The organism is Alteribacter populi (assembly GCF_002352765.1).
Classification (GTDB): Bacteria; Bacillota; Bacilli; order Bacillales; family Salisediminibacteriaceae; genus Alteribacter; species Alteribacter populi.
In genome coordinates this window covers 1,088,120-1,100,957 of sequence record NZ_KZ293963.1, presented here as the reverse complement: position 1 = coordinate 1,100,957, position 12,838 = coordinate 1,088,120, and the positions used below count along the sequence as shown (strand labels likewise).

11 protein-coding genes are annotated in these 12,838 nt (G+C 43.8%); all 11 read left to right on the top strand.

All coding sequences use genetic code 11. From position 1 onward, the window contains the following. Window positions 1-62: 62 nt before the first annotated feature. The 11 genes from pyrR (at window position 63) to CDZ94_RS05305 (ending at window position 12,555) form a co-directional block, all read left to right on the top strand. Window positions 63-608, top strand: a complete 546-nt coding sequence (gene pyrR / locus CDZ94_RS05355; protein WP_096435481.1) for a bifunctional pyr operon transcriptional regulator/uracil phosphoribosyltransferase PyrR — start codon at window positions 63-65, stop codon at window positions 606-608. Between the two features lie 188 nt (window positions 609-796). Then, entirely contained in the window at window positions 797-2,116 is a 1,320-nt protein-coding gene (locus tag CDZ94_RS05350; RefSeq protein ID WP_096435480.1) for a solute carrier family 23 protein, read from the top strand. A 251-nt stretch (window positions 2,117-2,367) separates the two neighbouring features. Further along, window positions 2,368-3,276 (top strand): aspartate carbamoyltransferase catalytic subunit, encoded by a 909-nt coding sequence (locus CDZ94_RS05345; protein WP_157911696.1) that lies wholly within the window; start codon window positions 2,368-2,370, stop codon window positions 3,274-3,276. After that, window positions 3,260-4,549, top strand: a complete 1,290-nt coding sequence (locus CDZ94_RS05340; RefSeq protein ID WP_096435479.1) for a dihydroorotase — start codon at window positions 3,260-3,262, stop codon at window positions 4,547-4,549. The genes CDZ94_RS05345 and CDZ94_RS05340 overlap by 17 nt, the downstream gene beginning before the upstream one ends. Then, entirely contained in the window at window positions 4,546-5,664 is a 1,119-nt protein-coding gene (locus CDZ94_RS05335; protein WP_096435478.1) for a carbamoyl phosphate synthase small subunit, read from the top strand. Before CDZ94_RS05340 ends, CDZ94_RS05335 begins: the two co-directional genes overlap by 4 nt. Beyond that, window positions 5,657-8,863, top strand: coding sequence for a carbamoyl-phosphate synthase large subunit (gene carB, locus CDZ94_RS05330; protein WP_096435477.1), 3,207 nt, complete (start codon window positions 5,657-5,659; stop codon window positions 8,861-8,863). Before CDZ94_RS05335 ends, carB begins: the two co-directional genes overlap by 8 nt. Then, window positions 8,860-9,627: a dihydroorotate dehydrogenase electron transfer subunit gene (locus CDZ94_RS05325; protein WP_096435476.1), complete on the top strand. Its 768-nt coding sequence runs from the start codon at window positions 8,860-8,862 to the stop codon at window positions 9,625-9,627. The genes carB and CDZ94_RS05325 overlap by 4 nt, the downstream gene beginning before the upstream one ends. Next, window positions 9,624-10,559 carry a dihydroorotate dehydrogenase gene (locus CDZ94_RS05320; protein ID WP_096435475.1) on the top strand — a complete coding sequence of 312 codons (936 nt, stop codon included), beginning with the start codon at window positions 9,624-9,626 and terminating at the stop codon, window positions 10,557-10,559. The genes CDZ94_RS05325 and CDZ94_RS05320 overlap by 4 nt, the downstream gene beginning before the upstream one ends. Window positions 10,560-10,594: 35 nt before the next feature. Beyond that, window positions 10,595-11,257 (top strand): orotidine-5'-phosphate decarboxylase, encoded by a 663-nt coding sequence (gene pyrF / locus CDZ94_RS05315; RefSeq protein WP_245415703.1) that lies wholly within the window; start codon window positions 10,595-10,597, stop codon window positions 11,255-11,257. After that, window positions 11,250-11,879 carry an orotate phosphoribosyltransferase gene (gene pyrE, locus CDZ94_RS05310; protein WP_096435473.1) on the top strand — a complete coding sequence of 210 codons (630 nt, stop codon included), beginning with the start codon at window positions 11,250-11,252 and terminating at the stop codon, window positions 11,877-11,879. Before pyrF ends, pyrE begins: the two co-directional genes overlap by 8 nt. A gap of 16 nt (window positions 11,880-11,895) precedes the next feature. Further along, the gene (locus CDZ94_RS05305) at window positions 11,896-12,555 is read left to right on the top strand and encodes a class I SAM-dependent methyltransferase (RefSeq protein WP_157911695.1); all 660 of its coding nucleotides are present in this window, start codon (window positions 11,896-11,898) and stop codon (window positions 12,553-12,555) included. Window positions 12,556-12,838: the final 283 nt, after the last annotated feature.

Here is a 12,838-nt window from a genome sequence, read left to right as displayed (position 1 = left end):
TTCCTCTCATCTGGACCGGGTGAGAGGTTTTTTATGTAGTTTTAAGGAAGGGGGAGAGGCGAGTGAGTAAAGCAATTTTGGACGAACAAGCAATAAACCGGGCCTTAACCCGAATTGCTCACGAAATTATTGAACGAAATAAAGGAATTGAGAACTGCATCCTCGTAGGCATCAAAACAAGAGGCATTCACATCGCGCAGAGGTTAGCAGAGAGAATTGAAAAAATCGAAGGCCAAGCCATTGAAGTTGGCGAAGTAGATATTACTCTTTACCGAGATGATCTTACGACAAAAACGAAGGATGATGAGCCTGAGATAAAAGGGACGGCAATTAAAAGCAGCATTACGAATAAAAAAGTTATCCTAATTGACGACGTCCTTTACACAGGAAGAACGGTGCGGGCAGCACTAGATGCCTTGATTGATCATGGCAGGCCTGCCCATATTCAGCTGGCAGTGTTAATTGACCGAGGTCATCGGGAATTGCCGATCCGTCCTGACTTTATCGGAAAAAATGTTCCCACTTCAAAGTCAGAAGTGGTAGAAGCAAAACTTAAAGAAGTCGACGAGATCGACGAAGTGATCATACAACAAAAAACCTCCATATAAGTGTGTGTTCGAAAAGTTAAGTAGTTTTCTCGGACTTTTTGAACAACTTCCCTTTAAGACAGTCCCGTGAGGCTGAGAAGGGGTACACTCCTCTGGTACACACCATTCGTGTATACTCAGGGCTGATGATACCTCTTTGGACACAAAGAGGTTTTTTGTTAGACAAAAATCAGAGGAGGAAATACATCATGAAAAAACAACAACCTACAATTGAAATTAATGAAATTCCCCGTTTAGATAAATGGCTTGTATTAAGCATTCAACATCTGTTCGCTATGTTTGGCGCGACTATTTTAGTGCCGATGCTAGTCGGGTTAAGCCCAGCAGTGGCTCTTGTCTCCAGCGGATTAGGAACTCTTGCGTACCTTCTAGTCACAAAAGGACAAATTCCTGCTTTTTTAGGCTCTTCCTTCGCTTTCATCATGCCGCTCATTGCAGCGATTAGCATCGGCGGGCCCGAGGGAGCGATGATCGGGAGCTTTTTCGCAGGTTTGATTTACGGCATTGTCGCACTCATCATCAAAGGCATCGGTGTAAACTGGCTCATGAATCTCCTGCCACCAATTGTCGTCGGTCCGGTTATCATGGTCATCGGATTAGGTCTTGCAGGTGTAGCCATTGACATGGCGATGAACGACCCAATAACAGAAGTCTACAGCGGTATACATTTTACCGTAGCATTAGTTACGCTCCTAATTACGATCGTAGCAACAGCTTTCTTTAAAGGTTTTTTCGGACTGATACCAATTCTCATCGGGATCGTGGGTGGATATACGTTTGCTTACACTCAAGGGCTTGTTGATTTTACAGCGGTCAGGGAAGCAAGCTGGATCGAAGTACCAAACTTCCTCATACCGTTTGTTACTTACACACCGCAATTGCACTGGGAAATTGTCCTTATCCTCGTGCCGATTGCAGTTGTGACACTATCTGAACATATCGGCGATCAAATGGTTCTTAGTAAAGTAACGGAGAAAAATTTTATTAGAAAACCAGGTCTGCACCGCTCGATTATGGGAGATGGGGTCGCTACTTTGCTCTCCTCTTTCCTCGGCGGACCACCGAATACAACGTACGGCGAAAACATTGGTGTCGTTGCTCTTACTCGCGTATTCAGTGTCTTCGTCATCGGAGGAGCAGCGGTGGTTGCAATCATTTTCGGGTTCATCGGTAAAGTTTCAGCACTCATTACGACGATTCCGACTGCGGTTATGGGGGGCGTCTCGATCCTTCTATTCGGAATAATCGCATCAAGCGGTCTAAGGATGATGATCGAAAATAAAGTGGAGCTAGGAAGTAAGCGGAACTTGATTATTTCATCCGTTATCCTTGTCATCGGGATTGGCGGCGCCTTTATACAGGTAACTGAAACAATTCAAATCGCAGGTATGGCGCTTGCAACAGTGATTGGCATTGTGCTGAACCTTGTGTTACCAGGTCGAGAAAAACAATCCATTTCTGAAGATGAAATGTTTCTAAGTGAAGATAAAAAAGAAAAGTCAGCTTAATACTTTGACAATTACATCCTTTAATCCGAGTCCAGAGAGGCTCAAAAGGGTATCACATGGTAGTCGAAATTCAGGACCTGCGTCTGTCCTTCATCGAAAATGAAGCGGCGTCTCTCCTACTCATTCGATTATACGATTGTGCGCCCTTATAGCTGGGCGCACTTTTTTATACTTTAAGAAAAACCAGACGTGCAGCGGTAAGCTAAGTTTTCCTTGTACATTAAAAAGACCTAGCAAAGGGGTTGAACAGATTGTTTCAATTGCGAACAATGGAGGACCTGACTTTATCTGAATGTGATGAATTACTCAAGGATGCACAACAGTTCTTAAACGGAAAACAACCGATAAGGGAGCCAAAAAAAACAGTGGCCAATCTCTTTTTTGAACCGAGTACGCGGACAAAATGCAGCTTTGAGATGGCACAGCACGAATTAGGGCTAAAAGTTTTATCTTTTAACGTAGATTCCTCAAGCGTGCAAAAAGGAGAAAGTCTGTATGACACGGTGAAAACCTTAGAAGCGATTGGTTGTGATACTGTCGTCATTCGGCACCCAGAACAAGCTTATTATAAGCAACTTGAAAACATGAATTTATCAATCATTAACGCAGGTGATGGTGCAGGGGATCATCCGACACAGTCTTTACTCGATTTACTAACGATCCAACAGGAGTTTTTAGTTTTCCAAGGACTGAATGTCGTTATCTGTGGAGATGTTCGCCATAGTCGTGTAGCAAGAACGAACGCTACCATGTTAAGAAAAATGGGCGCTAACGTTTACTTCTCGGGACCCGATAAGTGGCTGAATGAAGAAATAACAAACGGAAACGTTGTTAATCTTGATGACGCAGTAAAATTCGCTGATGTTGTCATGTTGTTACGAATCCAGCTCGAACGTCACGATCACAATTCCACATGGTCAAAAGACGAATATCATCAACGTTTCGGGATAACTAAAGCGCGCGAAAGACGAATGAAATCTGATGCGATTATTATGCATCCAGCCCCTTTTAACCGAGGAGTGGAAATTGCAGACGATGTCGTTGAGTGTGAACGATCGCGAATATTTAAACAAGTAACCAATGGTGTAGCGGTAAGAAAAGCCGTACTCATGAGGGCATTATCACTAAAGGAGGATAAGGTTTATGAAAACACTTTATAAGCACGCAAGAGGACTAAAAGAAGACGGGACGTTTACAGAAATGCACCTGCTTGTTAATGAAGATACAGGAATTCTAGAAAAAAAAGCAGCAGAGGTAAGTGAGCATTGGACATTCGACAACGAAGTAGATCTAGGTGGAAAACTTGTTGTACCAGGTTTCGTTGACTTGCACATTCACCTTCGTGAACCAGGCGGGGAAGCTAAAGAGACGATTAAAACAGGGACACACGCCGCAGCTAAAGGTGGATTCACAACAGTAGCAGCGATGCCGAATACTCGTCCAGTTCCTGATTCTAGAGACCATGTCGATCTTCTACTTGAAAAAATTCAACAAGACGCGCTCATCCGTGTTCTGCCGTACGGATCGATTACAGTACGTGAAGCTGGTAAAGCACTCGTAAACATGGAATCCATCGCTGATGACGTCCTTGCTTTTACTGATGACGGAGTCGGTGTTCAAGAAGCGCAAATGATGTATGAGGCCATGAAAAGAGCCGCTAAAATCAAGAAACCGGTGGTGGCTCACTGTGAAGACAATTCATTAATCTACGGTGGCGCTGTTCACGAAGGGACATTCTCGCAATCGGCGAATATCCCCGGCATCCCTTCAATCTGTGAATCTGTTCATATCGCAAGAGACGTTCTCCTCGCTGAAGCAGCAAACGCTCACTATCACGTTTGCCACGTCAGTACGAAAGAATCTGTCAGAGTCATACGCGATGCAAAAAAAGCAGGCATTCATGTAACGGCGGAAGTTACGCCTCATCATCTCCTTTTAAGTGAAGAAGCCATTCCAGGGAACGATGCAAATTACAAAATGAATCCGCCGCTACGTGGAAAAGCCGATCGTGACGCGTTGGTTGAAGGGTTAAAAGACGGCACACTCGATTTTATTGCAACTGACCACGCCCCCCATACAAAAGAAGAAAAAGAGCTACCAATGGAGGAGGCACCATTTGGAATCATCGGATTAGAGCTTGCTTTCCCATTACTCTATACAAAACTCGTTGAAACCGGCGAATTCACGTTAAAAGAAATCATCGACTGGCTTACTGCTAAGCCTTCTGACGCTTTTTCGTTACCATATGGCCTTCTAGAGGCAGGAAATTCAGCTGATTTCACCGTTCTCGATTTAAAAGAAGAAAAAGTCGTTCGACCTGAAGATATCGTGTCAAAAGGAAAGAATACCCCTTTCTACAAAGAATCATTAAAAGGCTGGCCGAAAATGACGGTATATAGTGGAAAACAAGTATGGACGGAGGATGCAAAATGAATAAAAAACGTAAATTAGTTTTAGAAAACGGGGCAGTTTTTACTGGTAAGGCGTTTGGAAGTGATGATGCTAGCTCAGGGGAAGTCGTATTTAATACAGCGATGACCGGGTATCAAGAAATGATGTCAGATCCGTCTTATTGCGGTCAAATTTTAACGTTAACCTACCCGCTTGTCGGTAACTATGGAATTAATCGTGATGACTTTGAATCGATTACCCCTTTCATAAAAGGCCTCATTGTAAAATCTGCTTCTGTTCATCCAAGTCATTTTCGCAGCCGCTTTTCCTTAGACGAATGGCTGAAAGCAAATCGTATCCCAGGTCTGTATGGCATTGACACGCGAATGCTCACGAGAATGATTCGTGAACACGGCACGATGAAAGGGATGTTTGCTGAAGTGGATGAGGAAACAGAAAGTGTCCTTGAACGATTAAAACAAATACGTTTCCCGCAAAATCAGGTATCGCAAGTCTCCACGAAAAATCGATACGTGAATCCTGCTTCAGGCGAGAGAATTGTACTCATTGATTATGGTGCGAAAAAAGGGATTGTCAAAGATTTAATTTCATTAGGCTTTGAAGTGATCGTTGTTCCTTATCAAACTTCTTCTAATGAGATTTTAGCGTTAAGCCCTGATGGTGTCATGCTCAGTAATGGTCCGGGAGATCCACAAGATATCCCAGAAGCTGTTAGAACGGTGAAGCAACTACTCGGTCAAGTTCCAATCTTTGGCATATGTCTTGGGCATCAACTTCTCGCACTGGCTGGAGGTGCAAAAACAGAAAAAATGCGGTTTGGTCATCGAGGAGCAAACCATCCGGTCAAGGATGTAAGAACAGGAAAAGTCGCAATTACTTCCCAAAATCATGGCTATACCGTAAGTCCGGCTTCAATAGCTAACTCTGACCTAGAAATTACCCATATTAACGTTAACGACCAATCTGTTGAAGGATTACGTCATAAACAAGTTCCGGCATTTAGTGTTCAATATCATCCTGAAGCATCACCAGGCCCTGAAGACGCGAAGGAATTGTTCTTGGAATTTCAGCAAATGGTCCACGCAAAGCAAACGAAAATCGAAATTTCAAAGAAAGAGGGGATTGTTCATGCCTAAAATTCAAGGAGTTAAGAAAATATTAGTGATCGGTTCAGGACCGATCGTCATTGGTCAAGCAGCAGAGTTTGATTACGCAGGAACCCAAGCGTGTCAGGCACTTAGAGAAGATGGGTTTGAAGTGGTGTTAATTAACTCCAACCCAGCAACCATTATGACGGATGAGGCAGTAGCAGACCGGGTCTACATTGAACCGATTACCCTTGAATTTGTGAGTCGGATTATCCGCCAAGAACAGCCAGACGGACTACTTGCGACACTTGGTGGCCAAACGGGCTTAAACATGGCGATCGAACTAGATGAAAGTGGAATATTAGAAGAGTACGGAGTGAAGCTTCTCGGCACAAATTTAAAAGCGATTCAACAAGCCGAGGACCGCGATCAATTTCGAACTCTCATGCGTAAACTAGGTGAGCCGGTACCGCCAAGTGATATTGTAAATACTGTTGAAGGAGCGGTTCAGTTCGCTGACAGCATTGGCTACCCAGTAATCGTTCGCCCGGCCTATACATTAGGAGGAACGGGAGGCGGAATTGCAAATAACGAAGAAAAATTAAGAGAAATTACAGCAGCTGGTTTGTCTTACAGTCCTGTAAATCAATGTTTAATTGAAAAGAGTATCGCGGGCTTCAAAGAAGTGGAATACGAAGTGATGCGTGACGCCAATGACCAGGCGATTGTCGTCTGTAATATGGAAAATATTGATCCTGTTGGGATTCATACAGGCGACTCGATCGTTGTTGCACCAAGTCAAACGTTAACAGACCGTGAATACCAGCTTCTTAGAAATTCATCATTAAAAATAATTCGCGCACTAGGAATTGAAGGTGGCTGTAACGTTCAGATGGCGCTTGATCCGATGAGTGAAAACTATTACATCATCGAAGTAAACCCGCGGGTTAGCCGCTCGTCAGCACTAGCTTCAAAAGCGACGGGGTACCCAATTGCGAAACTTTCAGCGAAAATTGCAGCTGGTTTTACGTTAGATGAGTGTGAAAATCCAATTACGAAAACAACATTTGCAAGTTTTGAACCAGCTCTCGACTATGTGGTTACGAAGATTCCTCGCTGGCCATTTGATAAGTTCGACTCAGCTAACCGCTCTTTAGGGACACAAATGAAAGCAACAGGTGAGGTTATGGCAATCGGGCGTACGCTTGAAGAAAGTTTGCTCAAAGCTGTTCGCTCCACAGAAAATGGGATTGACCATCTGATGGTGCCTTATCGCGAGCAGCTTTCCCATGAATGGCTGAGAACAAGATTAGAAAATGCAGATGATGAGCGTCTGTTTTTACTTGCTGAAGCGATTCGCCTTGGCTATTCCACAGACGAACTTCATAAAATGACACGTGTAGATGTGTTTTACTTGGAAACACTCCGCACGATTACCGATATGGAGCAAATGTTGGAACGCTCACCTTTTGACATGGAAACCTTACGAGAAGCAAAAGAATTGGGGTTCTCCGACCAAACAATTGCAAGCTTATGGGGAGTAGAAGAACAAGAGGTCGAACAATATCGAAAAGAGGCGCACATTACACCAGTGTTTAAGATGGTCGACACGTGTGCGGCAGAGTTTGCTTCTTACACTCCTTACTATTATGGAACATACGAGCAAGAAAATGAATCTGAAGTAACGATGAAACCTTCCGTTCTCGTTCTCGGATCAGGTCCGATTCGTATTGGGCAAGGAATCGAATTTGATTATGCGACAGTCCATACTGTACAAGCGATCCAAGAAGCGGGATATGAAGCGATTATCATTAACAACAATCCGGAGACAGTTTCAACGGACTTCAGTATTTCTGACAAACTCTATTTTGAACCACTCACAGTAGAAGATGTGATGAACGTCGTTGATTTAGAGCAGCCAGAAGGCGTCATCGTTCAATTCGGCGGGCAAACGGCAATTAACTTAGCAGATGGACTCGTTCAAAGAGGTGTTAAAGTACTTGGAACGTCGTTAGAAGATATGGACACTGCAGAGGACCGGGACCGCTTTGAGCAGCTTATGCTTGCCCTTGACATTCCTCAACCTGAAGGAAAAACGGCAACATCGGTAAATGAAGCATTAACGATTGCAAAAAATATCGGTTTCCCTGTTCTAGTACGTCCGTCGTATGTTCTAGGCGGCCGGGCAATGGAAATTGTATATCACGAACAAGACCTTCTAAAATATATGGATAGAGCAGTGAAAATCAATGAAAAGCATCCAGTGCTCATTGACCGCTATCTTCAAGGAAAAGAACTTGAAGTAGATGCGATTTCAGACGGAGAGACGGTTGTCATTCCTGGAATTATGGAGCACATCGAACGCGCGGGGGTTCACTCAGGAGATTCGATCGCCGTTTACCCACCGCAACAGCTTTCTGCAAAATTAAAGAAAAAATTAACGGACTACACGATGAGAATAGCGAAAGGGTTAAACATCGTTGGACTTCTAAACATTCAATTCGTTTTATGTGACAACGATATTTATGTGCTCGAAGTGAACCCACGCTCAAGTCGAACGGTACCTTTTTTAAGTAAAATAACAGGTGTGAACATGGCAAACCTTGCGACAAAAGCGATTCTCGGTGAGCAATTAGCTGCACTTGGATTTAAGAGTGGATGTCTGCCGGAAGCTGACCAAGTTTGTGTAAAGGTACCGGTGTTTAGTTTTGCAAAGTTACGCAGTGTAGATATCACACTCGGACCGGAAATGAAATCAACAGGTGAAGTCATGGGTAAAGATGACACATTAGAAAAAGCCCTTTATAAAGGCCTTATCGCATCGGGGATGAAGATTCCAACCTTTGGGTCGGTATTGTTTACTGTCGCGGATAAAGATAAACCCGAGATGATGAACCTTGTGCGTCGCTTCCATAGAATCGGCTACCGGATATTAGCAACTGAAGGAACGGCAGATAAGATTCAAGAAGAACAAATACCAGTCACTGTGATTTCTAAAATTGGCGGCGAAAGTCCAACGCTGCTTGATACTATCCGAGATGGAAAAACGCAATTTGTTATTAATACGCTCACGAAAGGAAAACAGCCAGCGAGAGACGGGTTTAGAATTCGTCGCGAAGCTGTAGAAAATGGCATTGTTTGTCTAACATCCATGGATACAGCAGAAGCGCTCCTTTCCGTTTTAGAAACGATTAGCTTTTCAACAGAAGCGTTAGGAACGAATCGCAAGGAGGCGGTCGTGCAATGAAAAAAGTTGAGAATATGACAGTTCTCTCCAATGAATTAATCGCCCGCAAGATCTATAAATGTGTTCTATCAGGTCAATTAGTCAACGAGATTACAGAACCAGGACAGTTTGTTCATGTGAAAGTTTCAGGAGGTACTGAGCCAACATTAAGGCGGCCAATCAGTATTTGTGAGATTGACCGCGCTCAGGAGAGCCTCACAATGATTTATCGTGTTGAAGGAAAAGGAACGAAGCTGTTAAGTGAAAAGCGTGATGGCGAGACTGTAGACGTCCTCGGGCCCCTTGGAAACGGGTTTCCGATCGAAGGGCTGAAGCCAAACGCACATTGCTTATTAGTAGGTGGGGGCATTGGTGTGCCCCCTCTCTATGAATTGGCCAAGCAGCTCGTAAGTAAGGGTCACAACGTAACGACGGTAATCGGATTTAGAAGCACAGACGATGTGTTTTTAGAAAAAGAGTTTGCAATATTAGGAGATACGTATGTCGTGACAGAAGACGGTACGAGCGGCGAACAAGGATTTGTCACCGATATCATTAAAAAGTATCAACTTTCCTGTGATCGTTATTATGCATGTGGACCACGAATGATGCTAAGAGCACTTGAAACGATGATGCCTGAAAATGGTTATCTTTCATTAGAAGAGCGGATGGGGTGCGGCATTGGAGCATGTCTTGCCTGTGTTTGTGATACTCAAGATAAAGTGAGTTACCGAAAAGTTTGCACAGATGGGCCGGTTTTTCCGGTAGGGGAGGTTGTTGTATGACAAAGTGCCACGTATCATTACCCGGACTCGATATGAAAAATCCAATCATGCCTGCATCAGGCTGCTTTGGTTTCGGAAAAGAGTACAGTGAATTTTACGATCTATCCACACTGGGTGCTATTTGTGTGAAAGCGGTGACCCCTTCTGTTAGAAAAGGAAACCCAACACCAAGGGTGGCCGAAACAGACGGTGGAATGCTCAACGCGATCGGTTTACAAAACCCGGGGCTTGATCGCGTTATGGAACATGAACTCCGTTGGCTAGAATCATTTGATGTACCGGTGATCGTGAACATTGCAGGAAATACCGTAGAGGAGTATATGCACGTCGCAAAAACGGTTTCAAAGGCAAAAAGTGTGAATGCAGTTGAACTTAACATTTCGTGCCCGAATGTAAAAGAAGGAGGCATCACATTTGGTACAGATCCACATGTCGCAAAAGAACTGACTTCGAGAGTAAAAGACGTATGTGAAGTCCCCGTTTATGTCAAGCTCTCACCGAACGTAACCGATATTGTTAGCATTGCCAAAGCTGTAGAAAAAGGCGGGGCTGACGGGTTGAGTATGATTAATACGCTCCTAGGCATGCGACTAGATTTAAAAACAGGAAAACCGATTATCGCCAATGAAACGGGTGGATTATCAGGTGCAGCGATTAAGCCTGTAGCGGTTAGAATGATTCACGGAGTGAGTCAAGAAGTGTCCATTCCGATTATCGGAATGGGGGGTGTCACTTCAGCGGATGATGCATTGGAATTGATTTTGGCTGGGGCAAGTGCTGTCGCAGTCGGGACGCAAAATTTTGTTGACCCATATGCTTGTCCAACGATTATTAATGATCTCGAAAAGAAACTTGAAGAATATGACGTAGAGCATATTACAGAACTCGTCGGAAGGAGCTGGAAGCCATCCTTACACTTAACAAACCGTTAATTGTTGCTCTTGACTTTCCTGAAAAACTAGAAACCATGAACTTTTTAACATCGTTTGATGAACCTCTGTTTGTAAAGGTTGGCATGGAGCTGTTTTACCGTGAAGGACCGGTTCTTGTTGAAGAACTTAAAGCAGAAGGCCATCAGGTTTTTTTAGACTTAAAGCTTCATGATATCCCGACTACAGTAGAACGGGCGATGACGAATCTAGCAAAGCTTGAAGTTGATCTTGTAAACGTCCATGCGTTAGGTGGTCAAAAAATGATGAGTCGAGCAAGAGAAGGTTTAGAAAAGGGCACAGCTGCCGGGAAGCGCCGTCCTTCATGTATCGCTGTTACTCATTTAACGAGTACCGATGAAACGATGCTTCAAAGGGAATGGCATATTCATGAAAGTTTACAAGAGCATGTGTTACATTTAGCTTCACTATCGAATGAGAGTGGAATGGACGGCGTTGTTTGTTCAGCACTGGAAGCAAAAGCGATTACTGAAAGATTAGGAAAGGCGTTCCTGACAGTGACTCCCGGAATCCGTCTTGCTAGTGATGATAAACAAGATCAACAACGTGTCGTAACACCAGCCGAGGCACGGAAAATGAACTGCAGTGCCATCGTCGTTGGACGTGGAATTACACGAGCTGACGCCCCTAAAGCAGCGTACACCGAGTATTTAACAGAATGGAGAGGTAGTCATGAATAAACAGATTGCAAATCATTTATTATCGATTGAGGCGGTCTCTTTGAAGCCCGAAGCGCCTTTTACGTGGAGTTCTGGTTTGAAAGCGCCGATTTATTGCGATAACCGCGTCACGATGTCCTACCCTGATGTCCGACGTGATTTGATTTTGGGATTTGTCAAGCTAATTAACACCCATTATCCTGAAGTGACGGCTATTGCTGGAACGGCGACGGCAGGGATTCCTCACGCGGCCTGGGTTGCAGAGGAGCTTGGTCTTCCTATGGTTTATGTCCGCTCAAAACCAAAGGAACATGGAAAAAAGAGTTTGATCGAAGGCCGGTTGAAAAAAGGAGATCGTGTTGTTGTTATCGAAGATTTAATATCAACAGGGGGCTCTTCGATTCATGCAGCCAAAGCGGTTAAAGAAGCTGGTGCTCATGTATTAGGAGTTGCTGCGATTTTTACTTACGGACTAGCGAAAGGGAAGGAAGCTTTTGATGCTTGTGAGCTCGATTACCAAACGATCACCGACTTTAAAGCCCTTGTAACAGAAGCGGTCAATAGAGGAGAAATTACCGCAAATGAGCAAAACCTTCTTTTGTCTTGGCAGCAGGATCCAATCGGCTGGTCACAACAACAATAAGGGTTGGGATTCAATCATGAGAAAATTTACAAGCAGCGAGTTTGATGATAGAGTCGAGTTTTTTGATCGAATGGCACAAACTAAATGGCTTTCAGCTTTACATGCACAGTTGCTGTCTGCACTTGGTTCGTGGGAGGGAAAAAACATTCTCGATATCGGCTGCGGAACGGGGCGTATTTTAGCCAAAGGAGCGATAGATAACGCCAATTTAACTGGCATTGATTTATCAAAAGCGATGGTGACGCGGAGCGAACAACTTTTAAAAGATACACATCCTCGTACCAAAACGCAATTTGTTGTCGCAGATGCAGAACGCTTGCCTTTTCAAAACGATCATTTTAATGTCAGTCTCGCTGCATGCGTATTGTTTCTCATGCCAGAACCGCTAAACGTTCTCAAAGAGGTTCATCGAGTTTCAACAAGTAAAGGTAAGATCGGGCTGCTAAACCCTTCGAAAAATATTTCACTTGATACGGTTTCAGCGTATATTGAAAAGCACCGTTTAACCGGAGATGAGCGGAATACGCTGATGCAGTGGGGGCGTGTATCAGAAAAGCGCCATCGTTTCTCATCAGAGAGGATCGAAGCACTATTAACTGAAGCCGGCTGGTGTAACGTATCACATTATTCGGGACTTGAAGAAATGGCATTAATAACGGTCGCAACAAAAGCATAGAAATGGATGGGAGTGTCTTCTTAATAAAAATAAGGAGGCACTTATTTATATTTTAAGACGAGCTGAGAGGGAGTGGGGGAATCACGTTGCATTATCTGCCGAACCCTCAAAATATGCTTCATTTCCACCGATATACTTTAGAATTAAGCTGATATATGCTACAAAAATACTTTTACGAGCCAAAACGCCGATTTTACAAGCGAGTACTAACTCTTATAGGAGGTCGAGCACTTAGAAACTTTATGAAAATGCGTGTAATAGTACTTAAATCCAAGAAATAACA